The sequence below is a fragment of the Flavobacterium sp. genome (genome assembly GCF_046293665.1).
In the GTDB taxonomy this organism is placed as follows: Bacteria; Bacteroidota; Bacteroidia; order Flavobacteriales; family Flavobacteriaceae; genus Flavobacterium.
The window spans coordinates 79312-96728 of the sequence record NZ_JBKBOL010000011.1; the positions used below are offsets into that span (position 1 = coordinate 79312).

Consider the following 17417-nt stretch of genomic DNA (forward strand, 5'->3'; position numbering starts at 1 on the left):
AGAAACTCCCGATCATCACGGGAGTTTTTATTTTAATTGAGAAACGGATTCGACCATTTTATATCTGTATACACATTAGTCCCCGATAATGTTCTAAGGAAAGCTATTACCGCATTCACTTCAGGTCCAGTTAAATGCAATTGTTGCCCAAAACCATTCGGACGCAATCGTTGGTCGAGATTGGTATTTCCGGGAGCCAAATTAATCGTGCCGTAATGACCAATCGCCGCTTGTAAAGTCGTAATGACTCCGGTATGCATCATCGGTCCGTTAGTGGTTCCGTCTAATTTAACCAAATCTCTTAAAGACGGCGCTCTGGTATTGGTTATATCAATTCCGGTTCCGTTAATATTGCCAATAATACCATTATTTGCACTAATCGGATTGATATCAAATTCAGGTGCAGCATGACAACCGGCACAACCTAAACCACCCGCAGTTCTGTTTCCGGTGGCATCAAAAACCGGAGGTGATAAAAATAAATTTTTACCTTGATTTTCTTGAGGAGTGAAGTTTATGAATGGTTGCCCATCATTAGCCGCTTGTGCTCTTCCAATGTCATATTTACTGTCGAATGATTGAATACTTCTAATGAATTGGGCTAAAGCCAATTGGATTTTGCTTTCAGTAATTTCTTCTGAGCCATAAACAAACTGAAACAACTCTCTGTAATAACCAATGTTGCTTAATTTTGTGATTAAACCGCTAAAAGGTTCGTCACCATTGGTACCACTAAAACCCATTTCGCCATGGTCTTTGATAGGCATGGTAGTTTGCGTTTCCAAATTGATGGCACGTTCGTCCCAAAAGAACTTGGCTTCGTTGGCAAAACGAGTATTGATTAAACGCATCGAATGTCTTCCGGTAGTGCCGTTAACGCCATTACTGGCAATACTAGTGTCGCTAAAGGCATTGGCTTGTTGGTGACAACTGGCACAAGAAATGGTATTGTTTGAAGAAAGATTCTTATCGTAAAATAAAACCCTGCCCAACGTAGCACCTTTATCTGTTATTGGGTTTCCGGCAGTGTTATCTTTGGTAATATAATTCGGAATAACCTGATTGGCATAATTAGAAAGACTTTCTGGATTGATATTATTTCCGAAAGTAGCGCTAATATTGGCATAAGGATCAATCTCTTCATAATTTGAACTGTCGTCACTTCCGCAAGAAAAGGTGAGTGCTATGACTAATAAGGTGCTGATTTTTTTATACATGTAAATGTTTATTTATTGACCACAATTTTAAACGTTTTGTCCTCTTTTCCACTAGTGACTTTTACAAAATAAGTACCATTGTAAACCGTTGACAAATCCATAATACAAAGTGTGCTTCCTTGCAGTATTTCATTTGTTTGAATTGTTTTTCCTAAGACATCAATTAAAGTAACTTTTAGGTTGTTTTCTACCATATCCGTTTGAATGGCAATGAATTCCTGCGCCGGATTTGGGTAGATTTTGATGTTGAGCTTTGACAAATTAAAATCGGTATTGTCTAAAGTATATTGCGAAGTGGATTCCGTAATAGAAGCCACTAAAGAAGCCGTTCTGTTGCCATAGAAAGTTGGACCAACAGCATAAGGATAAGCCGAATTGTGATTGGCATCTACCGTAGCAAAGTAACAATAGATTCCTTGTGGATATTCGGGTGTTACACAAAAACGGCCATTGTGAACATCTAAATAATCAGAAGAAGCGTTGGCAATAAATTCATAGTCTTCTCTAAAATAACCTAACGGATAAGTCGTGCTCACCGGCGGTCCATCGGTTACATTGGTTCCGTTAGCATAATGTGTTCTCGTCGTAATATTTCTTAATTGGTAACCCGATTTGATTCTGACAATACCACCGGTTCCATCAGCATTGGCATAACCGTAAGCACCATAAATGGGAAATCCATCATACGCAAAACCAATTAACGGTGAATGTTCAGCCGGATTAATAACATATAAACCATCAGAAGGATAAGTATCGCAAATGTTCGAAAGCACCGCCAAATCCAAATTAAAAGCACTCGGATTTTGATGGTGATGGTAATTGCCCATGGCCGGATGCGCTTTGGCGCAATCAAAACCGGCACGCTCTGCTAAAACAGCATCGCGGTTCCAAACGCCATCTCCGGTGCAACCTTGAATTGGTCCGCCACAAATTTGACTCGTTGCATTTCTCCATGAAACACCATCGCGATAATCAAACAGAGCGACTCCGTTTTTGAACAAACCAATGTTTCCTCCGGTAGTATTGGTTGGTGTTCCTGTATTTTGTGTTGGATTCAAAGGAAATCTGAAAATAGCACCGTTTCTACTCGTTGCCAAAGACGGATTACCATCTAAAAACGGACCAGTAATATAGGCCGGAATGCCATTGGTAGTGACATAAACCCAATTGGTAGAATATTGCACGGTTTGTACATTGGCTAAAACAGCATCAATTATCGGAGTTGGATTTCCGGAAACATAATGACGACCGGTAATTCCCGTTGTATTGCGCAACCAAGAAGTAATGGCCGGATTGGTTTGAGCCAATAGCAAACTATTGGTAAGTAAAAATGATAGTAATACAACTCTTTTCATAAGTGGTAATTTGGTTAGTTATTGGTTTAGACGCCATAACTTTTTAATTCTTGCGTCTGTTTTAAATTTATTCCTTCGGGAAGCTAAATCGCTTGTTATACAAGAATTCTTTATCGGTTAGGGTCTGCAAAAATGCCACTAAATCAACGCGGTCTATATCGGAAAGACTCATTGGCTTGGTTAATGCTACCGGTAAGGCTTTGTCATTTCCTAAGGAATTATAATGTTTAACCACTTCGGTCAAAGTCTTGAATCTCCCGTCGTGCATGTATGGAAAAGTAAACTGAATGTTTCTCAAGGTTGGCACTTTAAAACGAAATTGGTCTTCTTTTCGATTGGTGATTTTTATTCGACCTAAATCATTCAAGGTTTCATCAATGGCTAATCCGTTGTTTTCAAATCGGTCGCTGCTGAATAACGGTTCGATATGACACGAAGCGCAATTGGCTTTGAACAAATCATAGCCTCGTTGCTCTTGTGCTGTGAAAGTTTCGGCTTTGCGCATGACTTTATCGTACTTGGAATTGGTTGATATAAGCGATACGGTAAATTGTGCTAAGGCTTTTAACAATCTTTGACTCGTGATTTTTTCATCGCCAAAAGCTTTGGTAAATAAACCTTTGTATTTTTCACTTCGCTGTAATTTAATAATCACATTTTCCAGTTTTTCATCCATTTCAGTTGGATTTTCAATAGGATTTATCGCTTGTACTTCTAAGTTATTCACACCGCCATCCCAATGGAAATTATTGTTCCATGCCAAGTTGATTAAGGCCAAAGAATTTCGGGTACCGATTCGACCTTCGATGCCGTGACTCAAATCGTGGTCAACATGTGTAAAGCCGGTTTGCTGCAAATGGCAACTCGAACACGAAATCGTACTGTCGCGGGAAATAATCGGGTCGTAGAATAAATGGCGACCAAGTTGAAAACCTTCTTCGGTTAAAGGGTTTTTCTTGAAATCGTATTTGGGTTCTGGCCAACCTTTGGGTACTTCAAAATAAATAGGTGTTGTAAATTGGTTGGAAAAAGCCAAGCAAATTAGAACCGGTAATCCTAATAACGAATAGTATTTCCATTGCTTTTTCATTCCAAATAAAACATTTTAGTACTAACATCAGATAAATCCATAGCGGATTTTCCGGGAATCATAATCGAATTGGTTTGTGCCAAATTGATTTCAGCCAAAAAAACAGCAACATCAATTCCTATATTGACATTGCCATTGCCATTGACATTAATAACTTTTTTCCGCATTGCATAATAAGGTTGCAAATAACCGCCTAAATGAAACTGAAATTCATTCTTGCGTGTTTTACAACTCGGACTTTTACCTTCTATTTTCAGGTTAATATAACCGCTTTGCCAAGCCCAATACATGCCTTTAGTTGGATCTAAATCGCCATCCAAAGCGCCGGAAGTATTGGTTAAACTGTCGATACCGATGTTGAAAGTAACTTTTGAAATTATTCTATCATTCTTTTTGGTAATCGGAATTTGTAGGGAATTCGGGTTTTCTAAATCGAGTAGGTGATGGACATTTTTCTCTTTAAAAACTGTTTTGTCGGCATATTGAATTTCGATATTGGAAATATAGAATTTGAAAGTAGTTATGGCAACCGTATCTTTATTGGATGAAATGTATTGCTTGTTGAGTTCCAACGGAAATTGGTCAAAATTCACCTTAAAATTCACGCGCAACGAATCTTTGCTTTGCCCAAAAGTAGCCAAACACAGCAACCAAAATAGTGTTATCCAACTTGCCTTAGTCATGTCTTGGTCTGCGTGGTTTGTTGGGCGCAAAGATTCTGGCCAATTCTTCGGTTAACGTTTCAAAATCTTCTTGTTGTTCGGGTTTGCATAACTTTTTGATATCTTCAAAATGTTTGAAATGGGTTTCTTCTATTTGTTTTTGGTACAAATTCAAAAGCGTAATCAAACTGTCTTTGGTTTTTACATTGATTTCCTTTTCGGATAAACGGGCATACAAGTCGTTTTTTACTTGTCGAATATTATCATCCAATTGGTTGATTTCACCGCGATGCCATTGAATAAGCTTGTCATATTCCTTTTGTTGATTGGCATCAAAATGCAATCTGTCAATGATAATTTCTCTTGGTTTTGGTCTGTCGTGCGACAATCTGTCCGGCATTGTCCTATTCAAAAACAGAAAACTTAATGTCGCTATATTGAGTAATAATAGTCCAATGACTGTTATCGTTAATAATTTTGTTCTTTCCATGACTATTAGTAAAGCTGGTTGCTTTTGTTTAAAGTATTTTCCAGATAAACCTTGGCGGTATTTTCTTTAGATTTACTATTGAGTAAAGCAAAGTTTATAGTGACCAAAACCGCAATAGAAGCGGCAACCAACCAAACAGTTGTTGGTGATACTTTTTCTTGTTGCTTGATTTTTTGTTGAATTTTGGACAATAAATCAGAACTCGGCGCTACTTGTGTCATTCCGTTGGTGCTGTTTAATACATTTTGTATCCAATGTTCTCTTTCCATATTTACTTAGACGTTGGTTAATTTTATTTCTTGCGGTATTGTTTGAATTTTTCTTTTAATTTTTCTTGAAGCGATGCCTTGGCTCTGAAAACTAAGGATTCCACAGAAGAAATACTCAACTGCATAATTTCTGCAATTTCAGGATTGCTCAAATTATCAAGTTTAGATAGGAGGAAAGCGGTCTTTTGGTTTTCGGTTAACGTATTGATAACGGCAAATAGAATGGTGGCTTCCTCTTGGTTTTCCATCAAAATTCCGGGATGTTCAAACGTAGAAATATTTAAGTATTCTTGCTCGTTTTGACTCTTTTTGCCAAATATAAAAAAGCGCTTCTGACTGTTTTTCTTTTTGGTAAAATCCAAACATTGGTTAATGGTTATGCGGTAAATCCAAGTTTTATAAGATGATTTTTGATTAAAATTTTCTAACGAATGGTAGACTTTGATAAACACATCCTGAGTGACTTCTTCCGCATCTTCAATACTTTGCAAATAATTCAATGCCACATTGTACACGAGTGTTTTATGTTCGTGATAAAGTCTTTCAAAAAGAATTTGATGGTTTGGCATTTGCAATTTTAAGATTTCTTTAGGACACTCAGCAATAACAAAGGTTTAAATGTACTGTAATTTTTTCCAACCTATAAAATATTCCTATATTTGACCTTTCATTAAAATTATCAATAAACTCTTTACAATATGAAATTATTAGAAGGAAAAGTAGCCATTATCACCGGCGCGAGTAGAGGAATCGGAAGCGGCATCGCTAAAGTTTTTGCACAACACGGAGCCAATGTGGCTTTTACTTATAGTTCTTCTGCCGAAAGTGCTTTGGCATTGGAAAATGAATTAACCGCTTTGGGGATCAAAGCTAAAGGATACAAATCAAACGCAGCCGATTTCAACGAAGCACAAAAATTAGTAGATGATGTAATGGCTGATTTCGGAAACGTTGACGTATTAATCAACAACGCCGGAATCACCAAAGACAACCTTTTAATGCGTATGAGCGAAGAGGATTTTGACAAAGTAATCGAAATCAACTTGAAATCAGTTTTCAATATGACCAAAGCTGTTCAGAAAATCATGTTGAAAAACCGAAAAGGTTCTATCGTAAATATGAGTTCAGTTGTTGGTGTTAAAGGAAATGCAGGTCAAGCGAATTATGCCGCCTCAAAAGCCGGGATGATTGGATTTACCAAATCGGTAGCTTTAGAATTAGGGTCGAGAAATATCCGTTGCAACGCGATTGCTCCGGGATTTATTGAAACTGAAATGACCGCCAAATTAAACGACGACGTTGTCCAAGGTTGGAGAGATTCTATTCCGTTAAGACGCGGTGGAAGTCCGGAAGATGTAGCCAATGCCTGTTTGTTCTTTGCTTCGGATATGAGTGCTTATGTTTCGGGGCAAGTATTGAATGTTTGCGGAGGAATGCTGACTTAATTAGCAATTACGAATTATAAATTACGAATTACGAATTAGGGATTCTAATCGAGACACTTAAATGACAACAAACACTATTTTATTGATATTGCTTTCTTTAGGAATAGCGTTTGCTGTGTCATTTTACCAATATTTATACAAAGCCAAAAGCCGGTCGAAAGTGACGTTGCTTTTGGCTTTTTTGCGTTTCTTTTCCGTATTCGGATTGTTGTTATTGCTGATTAATCCAATCATTACCCGAAAAACGATTGAAACAGTTAAAACGCCTTTGCCGATTGTGATTGATAATTCTGCTTCTATGGCCGACTTGAAATCGGATAAGCAGGCACTGGAATTATTTGAAAAGCTCAAAGACAATTCAGCCTTAAACGATAAGTTTGAAGTGCAAACCTATCAGTTTGATGAAGACTTTTTGCCTTCGGACGCCATTGATTTTAAAGGAACACAATCGAATATAAATGTCGTAGCGAAAAACTTGAAGAACATCTATAAAAATCAAACCTTTCCGACGATTTTAATCTCTGACGGAAACCAAACTTCTGGTGAAGATTATGTATTTGGGTTTAATCCTTTGAATAAAGTTTATCCTTTGGTTGTTGGCGATACAACAACTTATTTGGATTTAAAAGTTACCCAACTTAACGTTAACAAATACGCTTTTCACAAGAACAAATATCCGGTGGAAGTTTTCTTGAATTATTCGGGAACCAAAAGTATCAATGCTTCTTTTAAAATCACCCAAGGCAATTCGGTTTTAAATGAGCAAACCGTGGCCTTTTCGCCTTCCAAAAAATCAGCCACATTGAATGTTTTATTACCGGCAAATAGCGTTGGTATTCAAATTTTAAAAGCGACTGTTTCTTCGAAAGAACAAGAAAAGAACACTTATAATAACACTAAGAATTTCGCTGTTGAAGTCATCGACCAAAAGACAGAAGTGGCTTTAATTGCTGATATCTCGCATCCTGATTTGGGAGCGATAAAACGTGCTATTGAAACTAATGCACAACGAAAAGTAACTATACTTAAACCTAATCAAGTCAGCAGTTTAGAGAATTACAATATTTTAATTCTTTACCAGCCAACAGTTGCTTTCAAAGCGGTTTTTGAAAAAAATTCCAATGCCAAAATCAACTTGTGGATCATCACAGGAAACGGAACTGATTTTAATTTTTTAAACCAAAATCAGACTCAGTTTGTATTCAAAATGAGTTCGCAGAAAGAAGATTATTTGGCTTCCTATGATTCACAATTCAATCTGTTTGCGTTGGATAATATCGGTTTCGAGCAATTTCCGCCTTTGGAGAATCCATTCGGAACAATTACGGCTAAGAGCAATACCAATACGTTATTATCTTCAACCATTAGAAATATTGCCACCAATCAACCTTTGTTGACTTTTAATGAAGAACAAGGCAAACGTTCGGCTTATTTATTTGGAGAAAATATTTGGAAATGGCGTGCGGATAATTATTTGGCCAAAAAAGACTTTACAGATTTTGATATTTTTTTAGACAAAACCATTCAATTTTTGGCTTCCAACAATGCCAGAAAGTCTTTGGTAGTGAATCATGAGCGTTTTTACAATTCAGGCGAAGGCATTGAAATCACCGCACAATATTTCAATAAAAATTACGAATTAGACGAGAAAGCCAGATTAACCATTGCTGTTACTAATACTAATACGAAGCAAGTCAAAAACTACGATTTGCTAAGAACCTCTAATGCTTTCCAAGTCAACTTAGACGGATTAGCCGCAGGAAATTACAAGTTTACCGTGAAAGAATTGAATTCGAATTCGTCTTATTCCAGCGGATTTGAAGTATTGGATTTTGATATTGAAAAGCAATTCGTCAATCCGGATTGGAATAAGTTAAACCAATTGGCAACACAAACACAAGGAAAAGCTTATCTTCCAAATCAAATTGAGGCGCTAATCAAACAATTGTCTGAAGACGAAAGTTACAAGGCAATTCAGAAAACCATCGTTAAGAAATCTCCTTTGGTGGATTGGGTTTGGTTGTTGGTTTTGTTAGCATTATCGCTTGCTGCCGAATGGTTTATTCGTAAATATAATGGTTTACTGTGATTGTTTTCTAATCCATTTTTCGCCAACAATTACCAGTGCAATTCCGAAGATGTAAGCCAAAATATCTTCCCAAGCAAATGAAGTTCCAATTACCGTTCGGGCCAATCGGTTATCTTGAAGTCCCAAGATTTCTATGATAGCAAAATACTGTAACGTTTCTACCAGAAAGGCAAACAATAAAACACCTATAGCGGTTTTGATTACGGATGCTTTTAAAAATGATTTTACGAAACAATAAATGAGAATAACCACCAAAACATCTCCAAAATAAGGTCTGATGAAATTATCGTGAACAAATAAAGCGATACAAACTTCGATTACAAAAAGAAAAATAGTCAGTAAGAAGTAGGTTTTGTTGAAATGAAGCATAATTATAATTCCATTGTTTTTCGGGTGATGGCAAATAGTTTCAATCGAAGATAATCATAAAAAAGTGCAATAATTAATACTGCCGAGGCTATTAGCAAGGTTTTTATTTGAAGGTAACTGTAAACAAATCCGCCAATGACACATCCTATAAAGAAGAAAGTAATGATTGATAGTCTTAAATAAATATTGGACTTTAACTTCGTTTGTTGTTCCGGTTTTTTATAAAAGAATAACTGCGAAAGTTCAATACCCAAATCAGTGAATAAACCCGTTAAATGAGTAGTTCTAACGGTTGATTGAGACACTTTGGTCACCAATGAATTTTGAATTCCCATGGCAAATAACAACAAGAAAGCTTCCACTTTTCCGTGTAGATTATAAATACTTGACGTTTGGAAGCATAAAGCAATAGAGGTTAGTATTATAATCTCTAGCGCAATAGGAACAACGTGTGCTAATCTTGGTCGCTTTTGCAATACTATTTCAACTATGGTATTCGCTGTAAATGAACCAAACAAAAAGCAAAGTGTAAATACCAAAAACGTTATGGCAATGGCGTAATCCTTGCGCATTATTTCTTCGGCAAAAAAAGCAAAATGTCCTGTGACGTTGGTGGTAAGTATTTTTAAGGCCAAAACTCCTGTAATATTAACTATACCGGCAACCAACGACAATAATGCCGCTAATCGAAGATTGTGAATAAAAGTTCGGGCTTTTCCTTGGTGTCTAAACATAGATTAAAAGTAGTTATAATGTTTGTTTAGACCTTATTCATCTGATTAATTTTTTAAGAAAATAAATTTTCCACCGCCTTGTTCTAAAGTCATTTGTTTGTCGGCTACATTAAATCTCAATTTGATTCCGGCTTGTGCAAATTCGAAAACATTTGTCCCTGTTGCTTCTAATGGAAATTCTCCTTGTCCAGTGGCTTGAGCAAAGAGCTTGCTGCCTTTATTAGTCACGCTGATTCTCATCATCAACTCCTGACTATTGTAGTTGCCTAAATATTTTTCTAAATCGGTCGCGTTCAACTCAAGTATTTTGAAAGTCGGAATATTAAAAGGAATTTGAAAATAAGCACTCAAAACGGCTATCATGATATCGTTATTTCGGTAAACACTTCCGTTTGAGGTTAGTGCTATGGCTAATTTGTTTTCAGGAAAGTAAGTTAACACCGAGCTAAATCCGTCGATGCCACCAGTATGTCCGTATCCGGTTTTGTCATTAAAAGGCATTTCAAAAATACCCATACCATAATCATCTTGTAAGGTTTTCATTTGCTCTAAACTCTTTGACGAGATGATTTTTCCGGCAAACAAATTTTCGATAAAAATGGTTAAATCGGTTGGCGTTGAAACCACTGCTCCGGCTCCTAAAGGAATAGACATATCGGTTTCGGTTTCCAAATTCCAAGTTTCGATGAAAGAGTAAGAACGGCTTTCATTGTCATGAATGTTCGTTCTGCCACCCAAATAGGTGTTTTTTAATCCCAATGGTTTAACAATTTTCTCAGCTAACACTTCTTTTAAAGATTTTTTATAAACCTTTTCAATGATATAACTCAGTAATACATAATTAGAATTACTGTATTCCGCTTTACTGTTAGGTTCAAAAACGCTCTTACTTTTGGCGATGATGGCAACCATTTCAGCTTCGGTTTTTGGCTTGGTATTATAACTCATATACTCGCCGCTATTGGTAAGATTGTAAATACCGCTGCGGTGATTAAGTAAATTGCCAATCGTTATTTTGTTTGCATTAGGAACCGAGGGAAAATAAACATCGATGGTTTTGTTTAAGGTCAGTTTGTTTTCTTCTACCGCTTTAAAGATTAAGCAAGAAGTAAACATTTTAGAAATGGAACCAATACGATATTTTGTTGCTGTAGTAGCCGTTTTATTAGCCAATATATCGGCTTTACCAATGGCTTTGCTGTAAATTACTTTACCGTTTTCACTAACCGTTAAACTTCCCATATACTTGTCTTTGGATGCCAAAATGGTAAAAAGACTGTCAAGTTTAACCGTGTTGAACTGTTGGGCAAAAGCAGCAGGAATGAATAGCAAAAAAAAGAAAAAAGGAGCAAGTTTTTTGGTCATGACAAGTATTGTTGATTTGAAGTGTAAATATATTACAAATAATCAAAAGCCAAAAACGATTACTTATTCAACTTTTTTGTCTTTAGTAAATGGGCTGAAGTTTGATAAAAGGCTATAGTCTCTTTTAGTAAATCTTCCTGTAAATGTTTCATTGGAATTTCATCATAGTATGATTGAAACTCTTCTTTTACATTGGGCTTTGCTTTTGAAACTAACTGAAATTGCTTGACTTTTTTAACCGGAGAGATAATAGTTAAAACATGGTCTTTAATCAAACCTAAATCCTGATAAGTAGCGACAAATGCTCTGGGTTGATAATTTGACTTGAAAACATCTTGACCATAAAACTTGCTTTGATAACTAAAATTAAGTATTCCAAAAAGTGTAGGCATCATATCAATCTGTGACATCAAGGTATTTACATGTTTAGGCTGAATAAATCCTGGTGCATAAATCATAGCCGGAATTCTGTATTTATCCAAAGGCAATTCGGTTTTGCCTGAACTAGAAGCGCAATGGTCAGCCAAAATAACAAAAACAGTATTTTTAAACCAAGGCTGATTTTTGGCCATTTTGAAGAATTGCTTTAAAGCATAGTCGGTATATTTGACACCTCCATCTCTAGATTTTGCTGTGCCTGAAATATCAATTTTGCCTTCAGGAAAAGTAAAAGGTCTGTGGTTACTTACTGTCATTATGTGGTTAAAGAAGGGCTTATTATCTTTAGCCTCCGTGTTCATTATTTGAATGGCTTTACGGTACATGTCTTCATCACACACCCCCCAAATATTGGCAAAAGTAATTTCTTCCGGTAGAAAGCTTTTTTGGTCAATAACGTCATAGCCATTGCCTCCAAAAAAATCACCCATATTATCAAAGAAGGCATCGCCACCATATATATATTTAACGGCATATCCTTTTTGTTTAAAGATATTTCCAGTGGTGAATTTGTTTTTATTGTCTTCGCGTTTAACAACGCTTTCTGCAGCAGTTGGTGGCAAGCATAAAGTAACGGCTTCCAATCCGCGAACGGTTCTGTTGCCTACAGCATAAAGATTGGTGAATTGTAAACTCTTGTCTGCTAAAGAATCTAAGAATGGAGTAATATGTTTTTCGTTGCCATACTCAGTCATAAAGTCTTCGCTTAAACTTTCTACGGTAATCAACACTACATTTTTATGAAGTTCAGCAGCGTCACTTTTGATTATTCGCAAAGTACTTTCACCATTAATTTCGGGGATTTGCTTTTGTAAAATTGTTAAAGCTTCAGTATTTGGAATCGTTTTATAGAATTTGTCGAAATCTAATTCACTATTCATGAACGCATTATAAAATTTAAATATTCCATTGGCTTGTAATTCATTGGTAAAAATATTTGAGCTGTTTTCTTGCTTTGCTAACAAGGGAATTACAAACATTGATACTGTAAAGAAGCCCACATAAATAGCTGAGGCTTTTATTTTTTTTTCAAAAGAGGGTAAATCATTCAAGAAAGGTTTTGAGCGATTTATTATAGCATGAGTGATCAAAGAGGTGATTAATCCAACAACGAGAAATAGCGGGATTACGGGATAAGATTCGATAATATTTCCGATTACAGTATTGGTATAAACCAAATAATCTACGGCGATGAAATTGTACCGAACGCCAAACTCGTTCCAAAAGAAAAACTCACTAACAGCGTTTTGTATAATAATCAAAACAAAGATAAAAATGGCTATCGTAAAAAGTATCAATCGGATTGTTTTTCTATACTTAGGCAAAAACAACAATAAACCAAATAAAACTGTTTTTATTGCAATAAAGCCTATACCTATCTCAGGTAATGAGCCACCGTATTCATTGAGAATGGTACTAAAAAAAGATACATATAGTAATAACAAAACCAATCCTCCAAAGACTAGATATCCACAAGGTTTGTCATATTTTGAATTAGATAAAAACAGTAAATAGAGCCATAAAAAAACTCCCACGACAACAAACACAAAGAAATCAGAGACTAGACCGAGTATAAATATTTTAATGAGATCAAACAATTCAAAACCAGATTGTGTAACAGGATGAAAAATAAGGAATAATCGTAGAATTGCATTGACAATGAGGTATAAAAACAGCAAACTTATAATGGGCGAAGACTTTTTGAAATAGTTCATTTATTATTCAATGATAAATTAATTACTACTAAAACAAGCCATAGTTGAAATACCCTAAGCCTATTGTTGATTTATGAACTCTTTGATAGTTTAGATATAAACCAGTACGCTTTTTGTTGACAATTCACAATGGACAAATTAATTTTCCCTTAAAAACAAAAAGGTAACTTCGGGTCGAAAATAAAAAGCATTACTTTAGCACATCAAACACAATAACTTATGAAGCACATACTAATAGTTGAAGACGAAGAAGGTATTGTTCAATTTCTACAACAAGGACTTGAGGAAGAAGGATATCAAATATCATCAGCCAACAACGGAAAGTCAGGATTAGAACTTTTTCAAAATGAAAAGTTTGATTTGGTTTTACTCGATTGGATGTTGCCTAAAATGACCGGAGTAGAAGTCTGCAAAGCCATTAGAATACAAAATACCAAAATCCCGATTATCTTTTTGACGGCCAAAGACACTGTGCAAGAAACCGTAGAAGGACTTAAAAGCGGTGCGAATGACTATATCAAAAAGCCTTTTAGTTTTGACGAATTGGTAGAACGCATTAAAGTACAACTTCGTGACCAACCCGAAAACGAGATCTTAACGCTTGGTCCGGTAGAAATTAATCTGCAAAAACACCAAGTTACAGTTGATAAGAAAGAAGTTTCGCTTACACAAAAGGAATTCGACTTGCTCCATTACTTAGTTAAAAATAAAGGTTCAGTTTGTTCTAGAACCCAAATCATACAAGATGTTTGGGATATTCATTTCGAATATGATACCGGCGTAATTGACGTGTTCATGAACGCCATCAGAAAGAAACTAAACCTTAAAGTAGAAGAAGATTATATTAAAACCATTCGCGGCGTGGGTTATATAGCTAATGACGAATAAACATGCAACAATTTTCATTTAAAAACAGAATCGCTTCCAATTATATTATTACGACTGCCTTATTGATTTTGGTGGTCTTTTTTGCTATCTATTCTATAGTGCGTTTCAGTGTGTATGTTAGGGTAAATAACGAAATTAAAACCGAAGTAGCCGAACATTTAAAAGAAATTGAAGTCATAGAAAACTGTGTTCTACTAATTGAAGAAGAAGAATGGAAAACAAGTCAGTTTAACAAAGTAGAAGTCAGTCCGGCATTCATTCAATTTGTAGACGAATTGGGCGCTATGGTTGAAAAATCACCTAATTTAAAACAAAAACAATTGGCCTATCAAGCCAAAGCACCGGTAAATGAATTGTTTGATACCAAGTTAGAAAACATTTCGGTTAGACAAATTCAAGTGCCGTTATATCAAGGAACCAAGATTATTGGCTATATGATTGTGGCCATGTCACTAGAAGATTCAATAATGGTTTTAAACAACTTGTTTACCGTGATGCTGATTGCGTATCCTATGATTTTATTGGTGCTGTTCTTAATCGCCCGTTTCATAGCCGGAAGAAGTATAAAGCCGATTAGTACCATTATTGAGACTTCAAATATCATTACAAAGGACAACTTGAAATCGAGAATACCTTTGCCCCAAAACAGAGATGAGTTGTTTACTTTATCGCATACCATTAATAATCTATTAGATAGAGTAGAGAACGCCATAGAACGCGAAAAACAGTTTACTTCTGATGCCTCACACGAACTTAGAACACCTTTGGCAGTAATTAAAGGTACTTTAGAAGTATTAGTTCGTAAACCCCGTAATCCTGAGGAATATAAAGAAAAAATTAATTTTTGTATTAGTGAGGTCAATCGTTTGAATCATTTGGTAGATGAGTTGCTGTTATTGGCCCGTTTTGAAAACCAAAAGCAGACTTTAAAAATGGAAAGAGTTTCATTAAACGCCATTTTTTTGGATGTGATTTCAAGAAACTCAACCATCATTGGCGAGAAAAAAATCAAGTGTGTGGCCAACTTCTCTAAAGATTTTTACGTGACTACCGATGCTTATTTACTTTGCATCATCGTTAATAATATTTTGACCAATGCGGTTAAATATTCTAAACCGAACGATACGATTAATTTCGATATTATTGAAACCGAAAAGGAACTGATTTGCTCTGTCTCAGATCACGGCATTGGTATAGCCGAAGAAGATTTGCAAAAGATCTTTGACCAATTCTATCGCTCAAAATCTAACGAACATCCCGAAATTAAAGGAACAGGATTGGGACTGTCTATAGTAAAAAGATTATCGCTTTTACTCCAAATAGAGTTACAAATTGAAAGCGAAGAAAACAAAGGAACCAAAGTTATTTTGCGTTTTAGCAAATGAGCAGTAAAATGATATTTGTCATTTAAGTGATAATAAATATTCACTAGATTTGACCTAATTCTAAACCAACAAAACTATGAACGACGCACATTTACACTTGTTAGTTAACCATTTTCCAATCATCGGGACGATTTTTGGATTGGGAATTTTAATCGCTGGTATTGTAATGAAAAGCAAGTCAGTAAAAAACACCGCTTTTGTTTTATTAATTGTGGCAGCTGTCTTTGGATTTGCCTCAATGTCAACCGGTGAAGGCGCAGAAGAATTAGTAGAAGACATGCCAAGCGTTGGTCATGACATTATTCACGAACACGAAGAGTTGGCAGAAAAATTTGTTTTGGTGCTTTATGTTACCGGAGCTTTTGCATTACTGTCCTTAATTGCAAGTGTAAAAAAACATTCTAAGGCTACCTTGTTTACTTGGATTACTTTATTATTAACTTTAGTTACGGTTGTTTTAGCCAAAGAAGTAGGAACTTCAGGTGGTGAAATTCGCCATATCGAAATTAGAGCTAATGCTGTTAGCCCGGAAATTGCTGCTCCGGAAAATGAAAGTGAACACGAAGAAAAATAATTGATTCAACCATAATTTGAAAGAACCTAACCGTTAATTCTGTTAGGTTTTTTTATTTTAAAGCGATATAAATTAAGATATTTCAATAAAAAATACGCAATACCGAATATCTGCTAATTTTTGAGAAATGCTTTGTCAAGAAGCGTCAATAAAGTATATTTACGTTTTATGTAAAATGACTATTAAGCATGCGCAGAACTGATGACAATGTAGCGGACGATTTAGAAATCAAGAAAATTATTGAACCCCAACTCAATATTATTTTAACTACTGACGAAGATGATGAAAGACCGGTTTTCATCTCCGGTAACTTTAACAACTGGGAAACCCAAGACAAGAATTTTGAGATGGAACGCGTGGGACAAGGTTTGTACCATTACAAATTCGCCCACGATTTTACTTATCCCGACGAACTTTTATACAAATTTACTCGAGGTGATTGGAGCGAAGTAGAGATAGATAAATTCGGAAACAGAACAGAAAACAGAAGCTGTACACAGCATAACGGCGTCCGAAAAGAACACGTAGCCAAATGGCGTCACAATTGGTTGCCCTTCAAATCCAAGTATTTACCAAAAGTCCATTTGATTTCGGAAGAATTCGAGATTCCACAACTGAATAAAACCCGCCGAGTTTGGGCATTGTTACCTCACGATTACGAAAAATCAACCGAAACTTACCCGGTGTTGTACTTGCAAGATGCCCAGAATTTGTTCAATGAAAAGGCCAAATACGGCAATTGGGAAATCGATAAAAAGTTGGCCGTAATGGCAGAATACAAAATTGGTAAAATCATCATCATTGCCGTAGAACATGCCGAAAAAGAGCGCATTAAGGAGTACAATGTAGGGAATACTGTTTTAGGCACCGGCGAAGGCAAAAAGTACATTCGCTTTGTGACCGAAACTTTAAAGCCCTTTGTTGATGCTAACTTTAGAACCAAACCCGAGCGCGAACATACCGGAATCGGAGGCAGTTCTATGGGCGGTTTAGTCAGCATTTTTTCGGGCATTATGTATCCGGAAATCTTTGGCAAACTGATGATATTTTCTCCATCGTTGTGGGTTGTTCCAAAAATTAAATTGTCATTCTTAGATATGGATGAACCGCAAGACACGAGAATTTATCTATATGCCGGAGGCGATGAAAGTGCAACTATGATTGACCACATTAAAAACTTCAAAAAAAGATTATTAAAGAAAGAAGGTTTCGCCGATAAAATGAAAGTGCGTTTAAGCCTCAACATGGAAGGCAAGCACAACGAAAGATATTGGAGTGACGAATTCCCCAAAGCAATCGAATGGCTTTATTTCAGTACCAAAGAAGAATAAA

At 35.9% G+C, this 17417-nt stretch carries 18 protein-coding genes; 7 read left to right on the forward strand and 11 right to left on the reverse strand.

Features of this window, described 5'->3' with window-relative positions:
* Nucleotides 1-32: 32 nt before the first annotated feature.
* The 7 genes from ACK4R1_RS13555 to ACK4R1_RS13585 all read right to left on the reverse strand — a co-directional run bounded on the left by ACK4R1_RS13555 (nucleotide 33) and on the right by ACK4R1_RS13585 (nucleotide 5652).
* Nucleotides 33-1217, reverse strand: a complete 1185-nt coding sequence (locus tag ACK4R1_RS13555) for a cytochrome-c peroxidase (protein WP_409688101.1) — start codon at nucleotides 1215-1217, stop codon at nucleotides 33-35.
* An 8-nt stretch (nucleotides 1218-1225) separates the two neighbouring features.
* Nucleotides 1226-2572 (reverse strand): YHYH protein, encoded by a 1347-nt coding sequence (locus ACK4R1_RS13560; protein ID WP_409688103.1) that lies wholly within the window; start codon nucleotides 2570-2572, stop codon nucleotides 1226-1228.
* A gap of 67 nt (nucleotides 2573-2639) precedes the next feature.
* Nucleotides 2640-3662, reverse strand: coding sequence for a cytochrome-c peroxidase (locus ACK4R1_RS13565; protein WP_409688106.1), 1023 nt, complete (start codon nucleotides 3660-3662; stop codon nucleotides 2640-2642).
* Nucleotides 3659-4345 carry an MbnP family protein gene (locus ACK4R1_RS13570; protein WP_409688109.1) on the reverse strand — a complete coding sequence of 229 codons (687 nt, stop codon included), beginning with the start codon at nucleotides 4343-4345 and terminating at the stop codon, nucleotides 3659-3661. Before ACK4R1_RS13570 ends, ACK4R1_RS13565 begins: the two co-directional genes overlap by 4 nt.
* Complete coding sequence (locus tag ACK4R1_RS13575; protein ID WP_409688112.1) at nucleotides 4338-4814, reverse strand: hypothetical protein; 477 nt, start codon at nucleotides 4812-4814, stop codon at nucleotides 4338-4340. The genes ACK4R1_RS13570 and ACK4R1_RS13575 overlap by 8 nt, the downstream gene beginning before the upstream one ends.
* A gap of 5 nt (nucleotides 4815-4819) precedes the next feature.
* On the reverse strand, nucleotides 4820-5083 hold the full coding sequence (locus ACK4R1_RS13580) for a hypothetical protein (protein ID WP_409688114.1): 264 nt from the start codon (nucleotides 5081-5083) through the stop codon (nucleotides 4820-4822).
* Between the two features lie 23 nt (nucleotides 5084-5106).
* Nucleotides 5107-5652: an RNA polymerase sigma factor gene (locus tag ACK4R1_RS13585; RefSeq protein ID WP_409688117.1), complete on the reverse strand. Its 546-nt coding sequence runs from the start codon at nucleotides 5650-5652 to the stop codon at nucleotides 5107-5109.
* Nucleotides 5653-5781: 129 nt separating this feature from the next.
* Between ACK4R1_RS13585 and fabG the strand changes: the two genes are divergently transcribed.
* Nucleotides 5782-6528 carry a 3-oxoacyl-[acyl-carrier-protein] reductase gene (gene fabG / locus ACK4R1_RS13590; RefSeq protein ID WP_409688120.1) on the forward strand — a complete coding sequence of 249 codons (747 nt, stop codon included), beginning with the start codon at nucleotides 5782-5784 and terminating at the stop codon, nucleotides 6526-6528.
* Between the two features lie 61 nt (nucleotides 6529-6589).
* Nucleotides 6590-8617: a hypothetical protein gene (locus tag ACK4R1_RS13595; protein ID WP_409688123.1), complete on the forward strand. Its 2028-nt coding sequence runs from the start codon at nucleotides 6590-6592 to the stop codon at nucleotides 8615-8617.
* On the opposite strand, the gene ACK4R1_RS13600 is transcribed toward ACK4R1_RS13595, so the two are convergent.
* Genes ACK4R1_RS13600 through ACK4R1_RS13615 form a run of 4 tightly spaced genes read right to left on the reverse strand, consistent with a single transcriptional unit; the run spans nucleotide 8609 to nucleotide 12821 of the window.
* Nucleotides 8609-8986, reverse strand: a complete 378-nt coding sequence (locus ACK4R1_RS13600; RefSeq protein WP_409688126.1) for a DUF2809 domain-containing protein — start codon at nucleotides 8984-8986, stop codon at nucleotides 8609-8611. The genes ACK4R1_RS13595 and ACK4R1_RS13600 overlap by 9 nt on opposite strands.
* A gap of 2 nt (nucleotides 8987-8988) precedes the next feature.
* Complete coding sequence (locus tag ACK4R1_RS13605; RefSeq protein WP_409688129.1) at nucleotides 8989-9720, reverse strand: YoaK family protein; 732 nt, start codon at nucleotides 9718-9720, stop codon at nucleotides 8989-8991.
* 45 nt (nucleotides 9721-9765) lie between these two features.
* Nucleotides 9766-11085 (reverse strand): serine hydrolase domain-containing protein, encoded by a 1320-nt coding sequence (locus tag ACK4R1_RS13610; RefSeq protein WP_409688132.1) that lies wholly within the window; start codon nucleotides 11083-11085, stop codon nucleotides 9766-9768.
* Between the two features lie 59 nt (nucleotides 11086-11144).
* On the reverse strand, nucleotides 11145-12821 hold the full coding sequence (locus ACK4R1_RS13615; protein WP_409688135.1) for an LTA synthase family protein: 1677 nt from the start codon (nucleotides 12819-12821) through the stop codon (nucleotides 11145-11147).
* On the opposite strand from ACK4R1_RS13615, the gene ACK4R1_RS13620 reads away from it, so the two are divergent.
* The 5 genes from ACK4R1_RS13620 (at nucleotide 12799) to ACK4R1_RS13640 (ending at nucleotide 17416) form a co-directional block, all read left to right on the forward strand.
* On the forward strand, nucleotides 12799-13038 hold the full coding sequence (locus ACK4R1_RS13620) for a hypothetical protein (RefSeq protein ID WP_409688138.1): 240 nt from the start codon (nucleotides 12799-12801) through the stop codon (nucleotides 13036-13038). The two genes, ACK4R1_RS13615 and ACK4R1_RS13620, sit on opposite strands and share 23 nt — an antisense overlap.
* Nucleotides 13039-13457: 419 nt before the next feature.
* The gene (locus tag ACK4R1_RS13625; protein ID WP_409688141.1) at nucleotides 13458-14126 is read left to right on the forward strand and encodes a response regulator transcription factor; all 669 of its coding nucleotides are present in this window, start codon (nucleotides 13458-13460) and stop codon (nucleotides 14124-14126) included.
* Nucleotides 14127-14128: 2 nt separating this feature from the next.
* Complete coding sequence (locus tag ACK4R1_RS13630) at nucleotides 14129-15511, forward strand: sensor histidine kinase (protein ID WP_409688144.1); 1383 nt, start codon at nucleotides 14129-14131, stop codon at nucleotides 15509-15511.
* A 76-nt stretch (nucleotides 15512-15587) separates the two neighbouring features.
* A complete protein-coding gene (locus tag ACK4R1_RS13635) occupies nucleotides 15588-16085 on the forward strand; it encodes a DUF2231 domain-containing protein (protein WP_409688147.1) in 498 nt (165 codons plus the stop codon).
* A gap of 188 nt (nucleotides 16086-16273) precedes the next feature.
* The gene (locus ACK4R1_RS13640; protein WP_409688150.1) at nucleotides 16274-17416 is read left to right on the forward strand and encodes an alpha/beta hydrolase; all 1143 of its coding nucleotides are present in this window, start codon (nucleotides 16274-16276) and stop codon (nucleotides 17414-17416) included.
* Nucleotide 17417 lies beyond the last annotated feature (1 nt).

Coding starts and splice junctions, on each gene's coding strand:
- ACK4R1_RS13570 (WP_409688109.1), bottom strand. CDS start 4,345: ATGACTAAGGCAAGTTGGATAACACTATTTTGGTTGCTGTGTTTGGCT.
- ACK4R1_RS13620 (WP_409688138.1), top strand. CDS start 12,799: ATGGCTATCGTAAAAAGTATCAATCGGATTGTTTTTCTATACTTAGGC.
- fabG (WP_409688120.1), top strand. CDS start 5,782: ATGAAATTATTAGAAGGAAAAGTAGCCATTATCACCGGCGCGAGTAGA.
- ACK4R1_RS13625 (WP_409688141.1), top strand. CDS start 13,458: ATGAAGCACATACTAATAGTTGAAGACGAAGAAGGTATTGTTCAATTT.
- ACK4R1_RS13565 (WP_409688106.1), bottom strand. CDS start 3,662: ATGAAAAAGCAATGGAAATACTATTCGTTATTAGGATTACCGGTTCTA.
- ACK4R1_RS13585 (WP_409688117.1), bottom strand. CDS start 5,652: ATGCCAAACCATCAAATTCTTTTTGAAAGACTTTATCACGAACATAAA.
- ACK4R1_RS13640 (WP_409688150.1), top strand. CDS start 16,274: ATGCGCAGAACTGATGACAATGTAGCGGACGATTTAGAAATCAAGAAA.
- ACK4R1_RS13635 (WP_409688147.1), top strand. CDS start 15,588: ATGAACGACGCACATTTACACTTGTTAGTTAACCATTTTCCAATCATC.
- ACK4R1_RS13610 (WP_409688132.1), bottom strand. CDS start 11,085: ATGACCAAAAAACTTGCTCCTTTTTTCTTTTTTTTGCTATTCATTCCT.
- ACK4R1_RS13555 (WP_409688101.1), bottom strand. CDS start 1,217: ATGTATAAAAAAATCAGCACCTTATTAGTCATAGCACTCACCTTTTCT.
- ACK4R1_RS13595 (WP_409688123.1), top strand. CDS start 6,590: ATGACAACAAACACTATTTTATTGATATTGCTTTCTTTAGGAATAGCG.
- ACK4R1_RS13605 (WP_409688129.1), bottom strand. CDS start 9,720: ATGTTTAGACACCAAGGAAAAGCCCGAACTTTTATTCACAATCTTCGA.
- ACK4R1_RS13575 (WP_409688112.1), bottom strand. CDS start 4,814: ATGGAAAGAACAAAATTATTAACGATAACAGTCATTGGACTATTATTA.
- ACK4R1_RS13600 (WP_409688126.1), bottom strand. CDS start 8,986: ATGCTTCATTTCAACAAAACCTACTTCTTACTGACTATTTTTCTTTTT.
- ACK4R1_RS13630 (WP_409688144.1), top strand. CDS start 14,129: ATGCAACAATTTTCATTTAAAAACAGAATCGCTTCCAATTATATTATT.
- ACK4R1_RS13580 (WP_409688114.1), bottom strand. CDS start 5,083: ATGGAAAGAGAACATTGGATACAAAATGTATTAAACAGCACCAACGGA.
- ACK4R1_RS13560 (WP_409688103.1), bottom strand. CDS start 2,572: ATGAAAAGAGTTGTATTACTATCATTTTTACTTACCAATAGTTTGCTA.